The organism is Rhizobium sp. SVR5-2C (genome assembly GCF_056755115.1).
On the sequence record NZ_JBNDHT010000035.1, the window covers coordinates 38,940 to 54,845 of the forward strand.

At 62.8% G+C, this 15,906-nt stretch carries 15 protein-coding genes; 14 read left to right on the plus strand and 1 reads right to left on the minus strand.

Features of this window, described 5'->3' with window-relative positions; genetic code table 11:
• Positions 1 to 129: 129 nt before the first annotated feature.
• The 5 genes from cobU to ACPYOI_RS12800 all read left to right on the plus strand — a co-directional run bounded on the left by cobU (position 130) and on the right by ACPYOI_RS12800 (position 7,191).
• The gene (gene cobU, locus ACPYOI_RS12780) at positions 130 to 654 is read left to right on the plus strand and encodes a bifunctional adenosylcobinamide kinase/adenosylcobinamide-phosphate guanylyltransferase (protein WP_481419161.1); all 525 of its coding nucleotides are present in this window, start codon (positions 130 to 132) and stop codon (positions 652 to 654) included.
• Between the two features lie 5 nt (positions 655 to 659).
• Entirely contained in the window at positions 660 to 1,709 is a 1,050-nt protein-coding gene (gene cobW, locus ACPYOI_RS12785; RefSeq protein ID WP_481422917.1) for a cobalamin biosynthesis protein CobW, read from the plus strand.
• Positions 1,710 to 1,718: 9 nt separating this feature from the next.
• On the plus strand, positions 1,719 to 5,795 hold the full coding sequence (gene cobN / locus ACPYOI_RS12790) for a cobaltochelatase subunit CobN (protein WP_481422918.1): 4,077 nt from the start codon (positions 1,719 to 1,721) through the stop codon (positions 5,793 to 5,795).
• The gene (gene cobO, locus ACPYOI_RS12795; RefSeq protein WP_481418646.1) at positions 5,795 to 6,427 is read left to right on the plus strand and encodes a cob(I)yrinic acid a,c-diamide adenosyltransferase; all 633 of its coding nucleotides are present in this window, start codon (positions 5,795 to 5,797) and stop codon (positions 6,425 to 6,427) included. Before cobN ends, cobO begins: the two co-directional genes overlap by 1 nt.
• An 89-nt stretch (positions 6,428 to 6,516) precedes the next feature.
• Positions 6,517 to 7,191 (plus strand): cysteine hydrolase family protein, encoded by a 675-nt coding sequence (locus tag ACPYOI_RS12800; RefSeq protein ID WP_481418671.1) that lies wholly within the window; start codon positions 6,517 to 6,519, stop codon positions 7,189 to 7,191.
• Here the strand turns inward: ACPYOI_RS12800 and ACPYOI_RS12805 are convergent.
• Positions 7,188 to 7,973, minus strand: coding sequence for a TSUP family transporter (locus ACPYOI_RS12805; RefSeq protein ID WP_481418647.1), 786 nt, complete (start codon positions 7,971 to 7,973; stop codon positions 7,188 to 7,190). The genes ACPYOI_RS12800 and ACPYOI_RS12805 overlap by 4 nt on opposite strands.
• A 95-nt stretch (positions 7,974 to 8,068) precedes the next feature.
• Here ACPYOI_RS12805 and ACPYOI_RS12810 point away from each other — a divergent pair, with 95 nt between their 5' ends.
• From ACPYOI_RS12810 to ACPYOI_RS12850, 9 genes are all read left to right on the plus strand, one after another.
• Positions 8,069 to 8,488, plus strand: a complete 420-nt coding sequence (locus tag ACPYOI_RS12810; protein ID WP_481418648.1) for a cobalamin biosynthesis protein — start codon at positions 8,069 to 8,071, stop codon at positions 8,486 to 8,488.
• A 70-nt stretch (positions 8,489 to 8,558) separates the two neighbouring features.
• Complete coding sequence (locus ACPYOI_RS12815) at positions 8,559 to 9,509, plus strand: nucleoside hydrolase (protein WP_481418649.1); 951 nt, start codon at positions 8,559 to 8,561, stop codon at positions 9,507 to 9,509.
• 184 nt (positions 9,510 to 9,693) lie between these two features.
• Positions 9,694 to 10,536: a uroporphyrinogen-III C-methyltransferase gene (gene cobA / locus ACPYOI_RS12820; protein WP_481418650.1), complete on the plus strand. Its 843-nt coding sequence runs from the start codon at positions 9,694 to 9,696 to the stop codon at positions 10,534 to 10,536.
• The gene (locus ACPYOI_RS12825; protein WP_481418651.1) at positions 10,533 to 11,840 is read left to right on the plus strand and encodes a cobyrinic acid a,c-diamide synthase CobB; all 1,308 of its coding nucleotides are present in this window, start codon (positions 10,533 to 10,535) and stop codon (positions 11,838 to 11,840) included. The genes cobA and ACPYOI_RS12825 overlap by 4 nt, the downstream gene beginning before the upstream one ends.
• Entirely contained in the window at positions 11,837 to 12,838 is a 1,002-nt protein-coding gene (gene cobD / locus ACPYOI_RS12830; protein WP_481418652.1) for a threonine-phosphate decarboxylase CobD, read from the plus strand. Before ACPYOI_RS12825 ends, cobD begins: the two co-directional genes overlap by 4 nt.
• Positions 12,835 to 13,815, plus strand: coding sequence for an adenosylcobinamide-phosphate synthase CbiB (cbiB, locus tag ACPYOI_RS12835; RefSeq protein ID WP_481418653.1), 981 nt, complete (start codon positions 12,835 to 12,837; stop codon positions 13,813 to 13,815). The genes cobD and cbiB overlap by 4 nt, the downstream gene beginning before the upstream one ends.
• Before the next feature lie 194 nt (positions 13,816 to 14,009).
• Entirely contained in the window at positions 14,010 to 14,288 is a 279-nt protein-coding gene (locus ACPYOI_RS12840) for an acyl carrier protein (RefSeq protein WP_007533215.1), read from the plus strand.
• Between the two features lie 113 nt (positions 14,289 to 14,401).
• Positions 14,402 to 14,884 (plus strand): 3-hydroxyacyl-ACP dehydratase FabZ family protein, encoded by a 483-nt coding sequence (locus tag ACPYOI_RS12845; RefSeq protein WP_481418654.1) that lies wholly within the window; start codon positions 14,402 to 14,404, stop codon positions 14,882 to 14,884.
• On the plus strand, positions 14,881 to 15,906 hold a 1,026-nt coding region (locus ACPYOI_RS12850; protein WP_481422919.1), incomplete at its 3' end, for a beta-ketoacyl-ACP synthase. The genes ACPYOI_RS12845 and ACPYOI_RS12850, both read left to right, overlap by 4 nt.

The window sequence follows — 15,906 nt, forward strand, 5'->3', positions numbered from 1 at the left end:
CCACCCTGGGGTATTGTTCCCCACCGCCAGCACGGAGGTTTGCATGGCTGAAAGAGAAGTTCTGCGTTCGCATGCCGCGAACGTTTTTGCTGTCCGTCGCAGTCCGCTCCAGATCGGACCGTGCTTCCCATGAGTGGATCCATCACCGGCACCGCCTTCGTTCTCGGCGGTGCGCGTTCCGGCAAATCCCGTTTCGCCGAGCAGCTTGTCACCGACAGCCGCTTGGAGCGCCATTACGTCGCGACCGGCCGTGCCTGGGATGACGAGATGCGTGAGCGCATCGATAAGCACAAGGCAGACCGGGGCCCGCTCTGGGCGACGCATGAGGAGCCTCTTGAGCTCGTCGCATGTCTTTCCGCGATCGACGGCGAGGGCCGGGCGATCCTCGTCGACTGCCTGACACTCTGGGTTACCAATCTGATGATGGAAGAGCGCGACATGGCGGCGGAATTTACCGCGCTTGCCGGCTGGCTGCCGAAAGCCAGGGCGCGCCTCGTCCTCGTTTCCAATGAAGTCGGCCTCGGCATCGTGCCGGAAAACCACATGGCGCGGGATTTCCGTGACCACGCCGGAAGGCTGCACCAGATGATCGCGGCGGAAGCCGCGGAAGTGTATTTTATCGCGGCGGGTCTGCCGCTGAAAATGAAGGGTTGAGTCCTATGAACCAGCAGAAAATTCCCGCAACGGTCATCACCGGCTTCCTCGGCGCGGGCAAGACGACGATGATCCGCAATCTTCTTTCCAACACGGGCGGCAAGAAGATCGCACTGATCATCAACGAGTTCGGCGATCTCGGCGTCGATGGCGACGTGCTGAAGGGCTGCGGGGCGGAAAACTGCACGGAAGACGACATCATCGAGCTCACCAACGGCTGCATCTGCTGCACCGTCGCCGACGATTTCATCCCGACCATGACGAAGCTTCTGGAGCGCGAGCAGCGCCCGGACCACATCGTCATCGAGACCTCCGGCCTTGCCTTGCCGCAGCCGCTCGTCGCCGCCTTCAACTGGCCGTATATCCGCAGCGAAGTGACGGTCGATGGCGTCATCACCGTGGTCGACAGCGCAGCTGTGGCGGCGGGCCGTTTCGCCGACGATCACGACGCCGTCGATGCGCTGCGCGCCGAGGATGCGTCGCTCGACCACGAAAGCCCGATCGAAGAACTCTTCGAGGACCAGCTGACCTGCGCGGATCTGATCGTTCTGAACAAGACGGATCTCCTCGATACCGCCGGCCTCGGCCGCGTGCGCCAGGAGGTAACCTCCCGCATTGCCCGCAAGCCTGTCATGATCGAGGCGAGGAACGGCGAGGTTCCGGCAGGCGTGCTGCTCGGCCTCGGCATTGGCACGGAGGCGGATATCGCCAACCGCAAGTCCCATCACGAGCTGGAGCATGAGGATGGCGCGCCGCACGACCACGACGAGTTCGACAGCTTCGTCGTCGAGCTTGGCGCGATCGCCGATCCGGCAGGCTTCGTCGAAAAGCTGAAGGCGGTGATTGCGGAACACGACGTTCTGCGCCTGAAGGGCTTTGCCGACGTGGCTGGAAAGCCGATGCGCCTGCAGATCCAGGCTGTCGGCAGCCGCATCGACCAGTATTTCGACCGTGCATGGGCAAATGGCGAAACGCGCGGCACGCGCCTCGTCGTCATTGGCCTGCACGAGATGGATCAGGCTGTTGTCCGCAAGGCCATTGAGGCGCTCGTTTAAGGCTCGGCCATGCACCTCCTTCTAGCCCAGAAAGGAACGATCAGCGACGGCGACGAGGCGATCGACCTTGGCCAGTCGCCCGGCGATATCCTGTTCCTTTCGGCGGCGGATACCGAACTTGCGGCAATCGCCGCTGCGCACGGCCAGAGCGGAGGGAAACCCTTCACGCTTCGGCTCGCCAGTTTGATGAGCCTCAAGCACCCGATGTCCGTCGATGCCTATATCGAGCGGACCGCGCGGCGTGCGAAGCTGATCATCGTCCGTGCGCTCGGCGGGGCGAGCTACTTCCACTACGCGCTGGAAGCACTGCACGCTGCGGCGGCACGCCACGGCGCGATGATTGCCGTGCTGCCGGGGGATTCCAAGCCGGATGCCGGGCTGACGCCGTTCTCGAATGTGCCGCTCGATGATCTGAATGCACTTTGGGCTTATCTGATCGAAGGCGGCGACGAGAATTCGCGGCGTCTGCTGGACTATGCTGCCGCGATGCTTTCGGGCGGCGCCGAAAAGCCTGCCGCTGCCGCGCCCCTGATGAAGGCGGGCATCTGGTGGCCGGGCAGGGGCGTTGTCAGTGTGGAGGAGTGGCGAGCTCTCTCCGAGTCGCTCTTCTCCCCAGCGGGGAGAAGATGCCCGGCAGGGCAGATGAGGGGGGCGAGCGACGCGAGGAGCGAACAGGGCCAGGAGGGCGAAGTTGGCGATTGCCGCGCTGCCCCCTCATCCGACTCTTCGGGCCACCTTCTCCCCGCTGGGGAGAAGGGAAGTTCCTGCGACCCCCCCACCGTCGCCATCAGCTTCTACCGTGCGCTCGTCCAGAGCGGCGAGACGAAACCCGCCGAAGCGCTGATCGAAGCGCTGGCGGCAGAGAACCTACGCCCTCTGCCCGTCTTTGCCTACAGCCTCAAGGACCCTGTCTCCACTGGCATTCTGGAAACGGTCTTTGCCGAAGCGAAGCCCGATGTCGTCATCAACACCACCGGCTTTGCCGTGTCCGCGCCCGGCGCCGACCGCGCGCCGACCGTGCTGGAATCAAATGGCGCCGTCGTTCTTCAGGCGATTTTCTCAGCCTCATCAAGAGAGGCATGGGCCTCCTCGTCCCAAGGTCTTTCCGCCCGCGACCTCGGCATGAATGTCGCACTTCCCGAGGTCGACGGCCGCGTTCTCTCGCGTGCGGTCTCCTTCAAATCGGCCGCCCGCTATGATGCGGCTGTCGAGGCGAATATCGTTGCCAGCGAGCCTGACGAAGGCCGAATGCGCTACACGGCCAAACTTGCGGCCAACTGGGCGCGCCTGCGAAACCGACAAGCTGCAGATCGGCGGATCGCACTGGTGATGGCGAACTACCCGAACCGCGACGGCCGTCTCGGCAACGGCGTCGGTCTCGATACGCCGGCCGGCACGATCGAGGTGCTGAAGGCGTTGCGGGATACGAGCTACGCGATTGCCGATTTCCCGGCGAATGGCGATGCCCTGATGCGTCATCTCTCCGAAGGCCCGACCAATTCGGGCCGGGACGGCAAGGTGATCCGCGAAACGCTTTCCTTGAGTCGATACAAGGCGTTCTTCGCATCGCTTCCCAAAAAGATTCAAGAAGATATCGAAGCTCGCTGGGGTGGTCCCGAGGCCGATCCCTATTTCGCGGATGGCAGTTTCGCTCTGCCCTTCACTCGCTTCGGAAACATGCTCATCGGCATCCAGCCGGCGCGCGGCTACAACATCGATCCGAAGGAAAGCTATCATTCGCCGGATCTCGTGCCACCGCATGGCTATCTCGCCTTCTATGCCTTCCTGCGGCAGGAATTCGATACCGATGCGGTGATCCATATGGGCAAGCACGGCAATCTGGAATGGTTGCCCGGCAAGGCGCTGGCGCTTTCCGAGGAATGCTACCCCGAAGCGATTCTCGGCCCGCTGCCGCATCTCTACCCCTTCATCGTCAACGATCCGGGCGAGGGCACGCAGGCCAAGCGCCGCTCGAGCGCCGTCATCATCGATCACCTCACGCCGCCGCTGACCCGAGCCGAAAGCTATGGCCCGCTGAAAGACCTGGAGGCGCTGGTCGACGAATATTACGAAGCCTCCGGCAGCGATCCGCGGCGCATAAGATTGCTCAGCAAACAGATCCTCGATCTCGTCGCCGACATCGGCCTGGACAAGGATGCGGGCATCGCAAAAGGCGAAAGCGAAAACGAAGCGCTGAGGAAGCTCGATGCCTATCTCTGCGACCTGAAGGAAATGCAGATCCGCGACGGATTGCACATCTTCGGGATCGCGCCGGAGGGCCGCCTGCTGACCGATCTGACCGTGGCGCTCGCCCGCGTGCCGCGTGGGCTGGGCGAGGGCGGCGATCAGAGTTTGCAGCGGGCGATTGCAAGGGACTTGTTCGGAAACCCCTCCCCAACCCCTCCCCACAAGGGGGAGGGACTTAACCCGTTGCAGCCCTCTCGATCCAACTCCGTTGCCGAGGTTGCGGTAGATCGATTCAGCGAGGCGCCCGCGGGAAATCCCTCCCCCTTGTGGGGAGGGGTTGGGGAGGGGTCTTCCTTCGATCCCCTGGACTGCAACATGGCCGCCCCTTGGTCCGGTCCGAAACCGGCGATTCTCGCCGACATCTCCGATGCCCCGTGGCGCACCAACGGCGACACCGTCGAGCGCATCGAACTGCTTGCCGCAAAACTCGTCTCCGGTGAAACCCCATGCCCCGCCCTCTGGTCCCAAACCAGATCGGTCCTCACTGAAATCGAAGCCCGCCTGAAACCCTCGATCCTCGCCTGCGGCACGGCTGAAATCGACGGTCTCCTGCGCGGCCTCGATGGCAGCTTCGTCGAACCCGGCCCATCCGGTGCTCCGACGCGCGGGCGGCCTGATGTGCTGCCGACCGGCCGGAACTTCTACTCCGTCGACAGCCGCGCCGTTCCGACGCCTGCAGCCTACGAGCTCGGCAAGAAATCGGCCGAGCTGCTGGTACGCCGTTATGTGCAGGATCACGGCGAGTGGCCGATTTCATTCGGCCTCACGGCTTGGGGCACCTCGAACATGCGCACCGGCGGCGACGACATCGCCCAGGCGCTGGCGCTGATCGGCGTCAAACCGGTCTGGGACATGACTTCGCGCCGCGTCACCGGCTACGAGATCATTCCACCCGCGCTGCTTCGGCGCCCGCGCGTCGACGTGACGTTGCGCATCTCCGGCTTTTTCCGCGATGCGTTTCCAGAGCAGATCGCATTGTTCGACAAGGCGATCCGTGCGGTCGGCATGCTGGACGAGGATGCTGCCGACAATCCGATCGCCGCCCGCATGCGCGGCGAGGTGGCGCGGCTTGCGGCAGCCGGGCTCGACGAGGCCTCCGCCCTGAAACGCGCCGGCTACCGTATCTTTGGCTCGAAACCCGGCGCCTATGGCGCGGGCCTGCAGGCGCTGATCGACGAGAAGGGCTGGGAGCGGCGTGCTGATCTGGCGGAGGCCTATCTCGTCTGGGGCAGCTATGCCTATGGTGCGGCGGAAGAGGGCCGGGCCGAGCGCGGGATCTTCGAGGAGCGGTTGCGCTCGATCCAGGCCGTCGTGCAGAATCAGGACAACCGCGAGCACGACCTGCTCGATAGCGACGACTACTACCAGTTCGAAGGGGGCATGGCGGCTGCGGCCGAACATCTGGGGACCAGTCGCCCGGCGATCTATCACAACGATCATTCGCGGCCGGAAAAGCCGGTCATTCGCTCGCTCGAAGAAGAGATAGGCCGCGTCGTGCGCGGGCGCGTCGTCAATCCGAAATGGATCGACGGCGCCATGCGTCATGGCTACAAGGGTGCCTTCGAGATCGCCGCGACGGTCGACTACCTTTTTGCCTTCGCGGCGACGACCGGTGCTGTCGGCAACCATCACTTCGAAGCGGTCTATCAGGCTTTCGTCGCCGATCCCAAGGTCCGCGATTTCATGGCGGCGAAGAACCCGGCGGCGCTTGCGGAAATGAAGGAGCGGCTGCTCGAGGCGATCGACCGCAATCTCTGGACCCCGCGCAGCAACTCGGCGCGCTTCGACCTTGCGTCAACGCCTCACACTGAAACGGCCAAAATTCGATTGGAAAAATGATGAGCGAAGAACCAGCAGAGACCAGCGAAAAGGACGATGCACGTCACGCCGAAAAGATGGCGAAGAAGAAGGCCGCGCGCGACAAGATCATGGCGACCAAGACGGACGAGAAGGGCCTGATCATCGTCCATACCGGCAAAGGCAAAGGCAAATCCTCGGCTGCCTTCGGCATGATCTTCCGCCACATCGCCCACGGCAAGCCGTCGGCGGTCGTGCAGTTCATCAAGGGTGCGATGTGGACCGGCGAGCGCGATCTGATCGAGAAGCACTTCTCCGACGTCTGCCAATTCCACACCATGGGCGAGGGCTTCACGTGGGAAACGCAGGACCGCGCCCGCGACGTGGCGGCGGCTGCTGCCGCTTGGGAGAAGGCGAAGGAGCTGATTCGCGACGAACGCAATTCCATGGTGCTGCTCGACGAGATCAACATTGCCCTGCGCTACGACTATCTGGACGTCAACGAGGTGATTGCCTTCCTCAAGGCCGAGAAGCCCTACATGACGCACGTCGTACTGACCGGCCGGAACGCCAAGGACGAACTGATCGAGATTGCCGATCTCGTGACCGAGATGGAGCTGATCAAGCATCCGTTCCGCTCGGGCATCAAGGGCCAGCCGGGCGTGGAGTTCTGACGACGCAATCGCGGCTTGGTGATTTGACAGCGGCACGGCTTGCCTCAAGAGTTCTGCCAGTTTTTGAGCGGGCGGAGGGTGCTGTGAAAATGTTGTCGAGCAAGATGAAGGGTCCGGCTGTCGCGGCTGCCGGCTCGCTGTTGATTGCCGTTCTCGGCTTCTCTTCCGCGCATGCGACGATCGTCGATGATTGGAACACGGTCAAGGCACCGGCAGCACCCGAGCTGAAGTCGGTGACGGTCAACAGTTCCGACACGGCGCTTCTGCTGCTCGATTTCAACGGCGCGCAGAATCCCGACAAGGGACCGTGCAACAGCAAGACCAAACCGCGCTGCCTCGCCTCGCTGCCGCAGGTCGAGAAGCTGATGAAAGCGGCTCGCTCGGCAGGGGTGCCTATCATCTACAGTATAACGGCAAATGCCACGCCCGCCGATATCGCGACTGTGCTTGCCCCCAAGGATGGCGACGCAGTCGTGAAGTCTGGCGCCAACAAGTTCATCAATACCGATCTCGAAAAGATACTGGCCGGCAAGGGCATCAAGACCGTGATCGTGACGGGGACCGCATCCGAGGGTGCTGTCCTGAATACGGCCGCCTATGCGGCCCTCAAGGGCATGAATGTCATCTTGCCGGTCGACGGCATGTCGTCCACCGATCCTTACGCCGAGCAATATGTGGCCTGGCACTTCGCCAATGCGCCCGGGGTTTCCGCCAAGACGACGCTGACGAAGATCGACGACATCAAGTTCGAGAAGTCCAACTAGAGACCGAGCCAGACACGTAGCGGATTTACCGGATCGGCGATTAGCTTGATCGCAAAGGCGATGCAGACGACGACGAGCAGCGGCTTGATAAGCCTTGCGCCAATGCGCATGGCAAGCCGTGAGCCTACCTGGGCGCCGAGGAACTGGCAGAACCCCATCAGTAGGCCAATTTTCCAGAGCGTCGCGCCGAAGGAAGCGAAGACGATCAGCGCGCCGACATTCGAGCCGAGATTGAGAAGTTTCGTGTGCGCGGTTGCCTTGAGCATGCCGAAGCCGGCAAGCGTCACGAAGGAGAGCATCAGGAAGGAGCCGGTGCCGGGGCCGAAAACGCCGTCATAAAAGCCGATTGCCGGCACCAGCGTCAGGCCGAATGCAAAAGGCGTTATCCGGCGATGCGTGTCGTTGTCGCTGAGGTTCGGCTTGAAGGCGAAGTAGATCGCGATGGCGACGAGCAGCACCGGCATGACGGCCTGCAGGACTTCACCCGGAACGATGGTCGCGAGTGCTGCGCCGAGCGCGCCGCCCATGACCGCCATCATTGCCATGGGAAGCTGCTCCTGCAGGTTCACATGTCCTTTCTGGGCATAGGCGAGTGTCGCGGAGGCCGCGCCGAACATCGATTGCACCTTGTTCGTGCCAAGCGTCTGCAGCGGCGGAATGCCGGCGATCAGCATCGCAGGCACGGTGATGAGCCCGCCGCCGCCTGCAATGGAATCGACGAAACCGGCAAAGAACGCCGCGATGCAGAGGAGAAGAAGCAGATGAAGGGCGATATCGGGCAAGGCGGGGAACTCGAAAACTGGGGCTGCGCCTTGTTGCATTTCCAGCCTTGGCCTGCAATGGCTGGAGACACATAGACGCGTTATTTCAAGGGCCGATGACCGGGATCAAATTCGATATCTCACACCGCCATGTGCTTGGCCTCGGTTGCGAGCGCGGGACACCGGCCGATGAGGTTCTGACGCTCGCGGCCGAAGCCCTGCGGCTGGCTGGGTTGGCGCCCGGCAATCTTGCGGCGGTAGCCTCCATCGACGGCCGTGCTGAGGAGCCTGCCGTTCTTGAGGCCGCTGCGCGCCTCGGCGTACCGGTGCTGTTTTTCAGCGCCGCACGGCTCGAGGAGGAGACGCCGAGGCTCAAGAACCCTTCCGACGTCGTTTTTGCCCGCGTCGGGTGCCACGGCGTTGCCGAGTCCGCCGCATTGGCCGCCGCCGGTGAGATGGCCGAGCTCGCGGTACCCAAGATAAAATCGCCACACGCCACCGCAGCGATCGCCCGCACGCTGTTGCAGAAAGAATAGCGGGCGTTATGGTGTTGCCACTTCGCTCGCCATCCTCGCGCGTTGGCAAATAGCACTAAAAGGAAATTTCATGCACAAGGTCATTTATGACACCGATCCGGGCGTCGACGACGCCATGGCGCTCCTCTTCCTGCACCGTCATCCGGACATCGATCTGATCGGCATCACGACGGTCTTCGGCAATGCCTCGATCGAGACGACGACGCGCAACGCGCTGTTTTTGAAGCGTGAATGGAATATCCCGGCACCGGTTGCCAAGGGGGCGAATGCAACGATCGATCCGTCCCGGAGGGAGATCGGTTGGCCGACCCACGTCCACGGCGAAGATGGCCTCGGCAATATCGATGTGCCGGAAACCATCGATCTGCCGCTCGATCCGCGTCCGGCCTATAGGTTCATCATCGATACCGTGCGCGCCAATCCCGGCGAGGTAACACTCGTTGCCGTCGGCCGCATGACGAACCTTGCGTTGGCGCTGAGAGAAGATCCGGAGATCGCCAGGCTGGTGAAGGCCGTCGTCATCATGGGCGGCAATTTTTATGTGCACGGCAACGTCTCGCCCGTCGCCGAAGCCAATATCCACGGTGACCCGGAAGCGGCCGACATCGTCATGACCGCGCCCTGGAAGGTGGCCGTCATCGGTCTCGACGTCACCGCCGTCACCACGATGAGCCGCGGCTATCTCGGCGAGATGGCGGCACGCGGCGACGAGGCCGTCAGGCTGCTCGACGCTCTCTCACAAGATTACATCGACTTCTATAAGCATGCGGTCGACGACGGCATGATGGTGCATGACAGCTGCGCCTGCGTCTACCTCGTGGCGCCGGAACTCTTCACGACGATGACCGGCCCGGTTCGCGTCGTCTGCGGTGGTATCGCCGATGGTCAGACGATCTTGAAGCCGGATGGCCGGCGCTTCCCGCCGGGCGAATGGGATGGCCGTCCGAGCCAAATCGTGTGCACCGGCATCGAGTCGGAAAAGGTGATCGGCCTCATTCGCGAAACGCTGCTGCGCGTTTGATGAATTGCGGACCGGCCGGGTCTCCGGCCGGTCCGCTCTTGTCGAATCCGATCAATGGGATGGCGCGCTTTCCTTTCATCCGGATACAGCGTCTTCGAAAATTGAGTCGGCTTCCATTTCGCACCTGCGCCCGGATTCTACGGTTGCCGTTGACCTAGTCTGCCGCCGGGCATAGACCACCAGGATGATTGAAAACGCATTCTTACATCTGCCGGTGCTGGAGCCGGGCAGCGTCTGGCTCGTGGGCGCCGGGCCGGGCGACCCTGGGCTGCTGACGCTGCTTGCCGCAAAGGGAATGGCAGAAGCCGATGCGATCGTTCACGACGCGCTGGTGAATGAGGAATGCCTGAAGCTCGCCCGGCCCGACGCAGTTCTCGAATATGCCGGCAAGCGGGGCGGCAAGCCTTCCGCCAAGCAGCGCGATATCTCACTTCGCCTGGTCGAGCTCGCGCGCGCCGGCAAGCGTGTGCTGCGGCTGAAGGGCGGTGATCCTTTCGTCTTCGGCCGCGGCGGCGAGGAGGCGCTGACGCTGGTCGAGCACAACATTCCGTTCCGCATCGTGCCCGGCATCACGGCGGGTATCGGCGGCCTCGCCTATGCGGGCATTCCCGTCACCCATCGCGACGTCAATCACGCCGTCACCTTCCTGACCGGCCACGATTCCTCCGGCATCGTGCCGGACGCGGTCAACTGGGAAGCGATCGGTCGCGGCTCGCCGGTCATCGTCATGTATATGGCGATGAAGCACATTGCGCAGATCAGCGCCAATCTGATTGCAGCGGGCCGTAAGCCGTCGGAGCCCGTCGCCTTCGTCTGCAATGCGGCCACGCGCGGTCAGCAGGTGCTGGAGACCACACTTGGCGAGGCACCGGCGGCCGTGGCCGCATCCGGCCTTGAGCCGCCCGCTGTCGTCGTCGTCGGCGAGGTCGTGAGGCTGCGCTCCTCGCTTGATTGGCTAGGCGCGCTGGCGGGACGCCGGCTTGAGCCCGATCCGTTCCGGGACACCGAAGGCAGGGTGACGGCATGAGCGGGCTCTTGATCGCCGCGCCGTCTTCCGGTTCTGGCAAAACCACGATCACGCTCGGCCTGCTTCGAGCGCTTCGCAACCGCGGCGTCGCCATCGCCCCCGGCAAGGCCGGCCCGGATTATATCGATCCTGCATTTCACTCGGCAGCCAGCGGAACGCCGTGCCTGAATTTCGATGCCTGGGCAATGCGGCCGGAACTGATTTCCGCCAATGCCGCGCTGCATCGGAGCGGCGACCGCATCCTCGTCATCGAGGCGATGATGGGGCTTTTCGACGGCGCTGCCGATGGCACGGGCTCTCCCGCCAACCTCGCTGCGATGATGGGCCTTTCCGTCGTTCTCGTCGTCGACGCGTCGCGGATGTCGCACTCGGTCGCGCCGCTCGTCACCGGCTTTGCGGGTTTTCGCGCCGATGTCCGCATCGCCGGCGTCATCCTCAACAAGGTAGGCAGCGATCGGCACGAGGCGATGCTGCGCCACGCGTTGGATGCGATCCGCATGCCGGTGGTTGCGGTCATTCGCAGCGACAAGACGCTGGTCCTGCCGGAGCGGCATCTGGGCCTCGTCCAGGCCGGCGAACATCAGGGGCTCGAAGCCTTCATCGAGCATGCGGCCGAGGCAGTCTCGGTCGATTGCAATTTCGAATTTCTTCTGCGGGTCGCGCGGCAGGGCCTCAACACCCCCTCTATCGCCAATATCCGTCGGCTTCCGCCGCTCGGAACTCACATTGCCGTCGCCCGCGATATCGCCTTTGCCTTTTCCTACGAACATATGCTGCTCGGTTGGCGCCGGCGGGGAGCGACGATCTCCTTCTTCTCGCCGCTTGCCGATGAGGCGCCCGCTGCCGATGCCGATGCAATCTACCTGCCCGGCGGCTACCCGGAGCTGCATGCCGGAGAAATCGCAGGCGCCCGGAACTTTCGCCGACGGATGATGGAGGCCGCAGGGCGCGGCACGCGCATCTATGGCGAGTGCGGCGGCTACATGGTGCTCGGAGAAGGGCTGATCGACGCCGATGGCAAACGGCACGAAATGCTCGGCCTGCTGCCGGTCGTCACGAGCTATGAGGAGCGCAGCCGCCACCTCGGTTATCGCCGCGTTCAGCCGGTCGACGAGTCGTTCTTCGGCCACCCGATGACGGCCCATGAATTTCATTTTTCGAATGTCGTCCGGGAAGGCGAGGCCGACCGGCTCTTCCGAGTCCGCGACGCGCTCGGGACCGATCTCGGTGAGGCTGGCCTTCGCCGCGGCCAGATCGCAGGGTCCTACATGCATCTGATCGACCTTGCCGGAGCGCCTGCATGAGCGCTCCGATCGTCCACGGCGGCGGGATCACTGCTGCCGCCGCCGCTTTCGGCGGAAGGCCGGAGGACTGGCTCGATCTGTCGACCGGCATCAACCCATGTCCGGTTGCGCTGCCCGCCATCCCCGCTGCATCATGGCATCGCCTGCCCGACAAGCATCTGGTGCAATCCGCTGTGCTCGCTGCCCGCGACTACTATCGCAGCGGTGCTCTCCTGCCGCTGCCTGTTCCGGGCACGCAATCGGTCATTCAGCTGCTGCCGCGGCTGGTCGAGTCCGGCAGGCGGGTGGCGATCGTTTCGCCGACCTACGGGGAATACCAGAAGGCGTTCGAATCCGCGGGCTTCATCGTGGATATGGTCGATGGCATCGCCGCCATCGATGACGGGCATGCGCTTGCCGTTGTCGTCAATCCGAACAATCCCGATGGCCGAAGCCACGGAGCCGACGAACTGGCCGCGCTGCATAATCGGCTCAAAGGGCAGGGCGGCTATCTCGTTGTCGACGAAGCCTTTGGCGATATGGAATCGGACGGGAGCCTTGCGCCTCTGGCGTCACAGCTTTCAAATCTCGTCATCTTCCGTTCGTTCGGAAAGTTCTTCGGGCTAGCAGGTCTGCGGCTTGGCTTCGTCATCGCAGTCGGCGGGATCCGCGAGCGTTTTGAGGATTGGCTTGGCCCCTGGGCGGTATCCGGTCCGGCGCTATCGCTTGCCGCATCCCTGCTGCGGGCGGATACCGGCCCGATTGTCCGCAGGATCGCCGAGCGCCATGATGCGCTGCAGGACGTGCTGAAAAGGTCCGGTTTGAAAATCGCCGGCGGCACTGCGCTCTTTGCACTCGTTGAAGACGGCCGTGCAGGCGACATTCACACACACCTCTGCCGCCATCATATTCTCGTCCGCAAGTTTGACTATGCGCCGGATTGGCTGCGCTTCGGCCTCTCGCCCGATCCTGTCGCCGACCAGAGACTGGCGGCCGCTTTGGAAAGCTTCGACGGATGATGATCGACGAAAATCTCCTTGTCCTTTTGCTGGCGCTCCTGCTGGATTGGATTGTCGGTGATCCCGATTGGCTCTGGTCGCGGAGTCCGCATCCCGTCGCCATCTTCGGCAAGGCGATCTCGCATTTCGACCGGCAATTCAACAGCGAGACGCTGACGAAGGCCGAGCGGCGGCTGAACGGCACCGTTTCCATCACCATTTTGCTTGCGCTTAGTGCCGCCGCAGGTGTTGTGCTTCATGAGTTTTTCGGCCTGCTCGGCTTTGTCGGTATTCTGCTCGAGGTCGTCTGCGTCGCCATCCTGCTCGCGCAGAAGAGCCTTTCGGACCATGTGTCTGCTGTGGCGGACGCCCTGCGCGGAGAGGGAATCTTCGCCGGCCGCAAAGCCGTCTCGCGCATTGTCGGCCGCGATCCCGAAATCCTGGATGAGGCGGGCGTGTGTCGTGCTGCGATCGAAAGTCTCGCCGAAAACTTCTCCGATGGCGTCGTTGCGCCGGCCCTCTGGTATGCATTGCTCGGGCTGCCCGGACTGTTCATGTACAAGATGTTGAATACCGCCGACTCCATGATCGGCCACAAGTCGGACAAGTATGTGGATTTCGGCTGGGCGGCGGCGCGCCTCGATGATGTCGCAAACTGGCCTGCCGCACGTCTTTCGATTCTGCTGATCGCCGCAGGAGCCTGGCTTCGGCGCGGAGGGCGCGCCTGCCGCGACGCCTTCAAGATTGCGATCCGCGACGGCGGCCTTCACCGGTCGCCAAATTCCGGCCGGCCTGAAGCGGCGATGGCCGGAGCACTGAATATTCAACTTGCGGGTCCGCGTGTCTATTCCGGCATCCTGGTCAAGGAGCCGATGATCAACGGCGGCGGTCGCGCCATTGCTACCGTCGAAGATGTCGAAGATGCTCTTGGGGTATTCAACGCGAGTTGCATGGTACTGGCGATCGCTGTGTTTCTGATTTTCTTTGCCCTGCTCTGAGGCACGCGTCATCACTGGTAAAATGCGGATGGCGCTTCCGAAAGCCGGCCTGCGCGGCTCCCGGCGCTTTGCTGCTTTGCTGTTTCGGCAACAGCTGTACGCCAAAATTTAGAGCAGACCGTCCGAAAGCATTGGCTTTTGAACCGGATTTGCCTATGAGGGGGATAAATCCGTCATTCAAAGAGGTACAGTGCGTGACCGCTACATTCGATAAAGTCGCCGACATCATAGCCGAAACCAGCGAGATCGACCGCGACACGATCAAGCCGGAAAGCCATACGATCGACGACCTCGGTATCGATAGCCTCGACTTCCTCGATATCGTTTTCGCCATCGACAAGGAATTCGGCATCAAGATCCCGCTCGAAAAGTGGACGCAGGAAGTCAACGAGGGCAAGGTTTCCACCGAAGAATACTTCGTGCTGAAGAACCTTTGCGCCAAGATCGACGAGCTTCGCGCCGCCAAGGCCTGAACGCTACCGCTGAATTTTTTTCCGCCCTGCCTCTGCGAACCGTAGCGGCCGGGCGGTTTTGTTCCTAACTAGGCGTCTTCGGCGGTTTCTTTTCCGCCGGGCCGGAGGATCCGATGCTGCTGGAATATTTCCAGATGATTGACCGCATAGAAACGGTTGACCTCGAAAAGGGGACGCTCAAGGCACGTTCGGTCGTGCCGGCGAAAAGCCCTGTCTTTGAAGGCCATTTTCCAGGCATGCCGCTCGTTCCGGGCGTTCTTCTCATCGAAACCATGGCGCAGGCATCCGGCATGCTGGTGCTGGCGGCGACAGACTTTGCCGCGATGCCCTTCTTGATGTCGGTCGATGGCGCCAAGATGCGCACCTTTGTCGAGCCCGAGGCGGTTCTCGACATCGAGGCGGTTCTGGAGCATGACGGGTCTGGCTTTGCCGTGACCAAGGCCAAGATCACGAGCGGCGGCAAGAAGGTCTGCGATGCGCAATTGAAGCTGCGTACCATGCCTTTCAGTGAGATTCCGCTTGGCGATATCGTGAAGAAGCGCGCGAGCGAAGTAGGCCTTATGGATGCAATCGCTCGACAGGGAGTGAAGGGATGAGCAAGGCTCAAAATGATGTCGTCATTACCGGCGTTGGTATTGTCACCTGTCAGGGCGTCGGCACGGAGGCGCATGTCGCGCTGCTGACTGCCAGCCGCGCGCCGGAGCCGGTCGTCGAGGCCGAGAAGTTCAAACCTTATCCGGTCCACCCGCTGCCCGAAATCGACTGGTCAGAGCAGATCGCCAAGCGAGGCGATCAGCGGCAGATGGAAAACTGGCAGCGGATCGGCGTCTTTGCCGCCGGCCTCGCGCTCGATGACGCAGGTTTCAAGGATGATGCGGCGGCCTGCGGCACCATGGACATGATCGTGGCGGCCGGCGGCGGCGAGCGCGACATCAATGTCGATACGCTGATCGTCGACGAGGGCCTGAAGCGCAATGACCGCGAGCTGCTGCTCAATGAGAAGTTGACCACGGAACTGCGTCCGACGCTCTTTCTGGCGCAGCTTTCCAACCTGCTCGCCGGCAATATCTCGATCGTGCACAAGGTCACCGGCTCCTCGCGTACCTTCATGGGCGAGGAAGCGGCCGGCATCTCCGCCGTCGAGACTGCATTCTACCGGATCAAGTCCGGCGAGTCCTCGCATGCGCTTGTCGGCGGCGCTTTTGCCGCCGAGCGCCAGGACATGATCCTGCTCCCGGAATCGATCGGTGCCCACGCGCAGGGCAATTGGGCTCCCCTTTGGTCCCGCAAGGACGGTGAAGGCGGCGGCATGATCCTGGGAACGGCGGGTGCGTTCCTCGTGCTCGAATCGCGCAAGCACGCCGAAGAGCGCGGCGCTCATATCTATGCCACGGTCGATTCCATCGAAGGCGATCGCGGGAGCCGCAATGCCGGAAACTTCGAAGCCCGCCTCGAGCGCCTGCTTCGGCCAGCGAAGGCGCTGCCGCCGGAAAGCACCGCCATCTTCTCGGGCTCGACCGGCATGCATGATCTGGCGGCACGCGAGAAGGCGGTTCTCGAGCACCAGCTTCCGGGCGCGGCCGTCCGCGGCTTCGGCGGCGTTTCCGGCCATGCCATA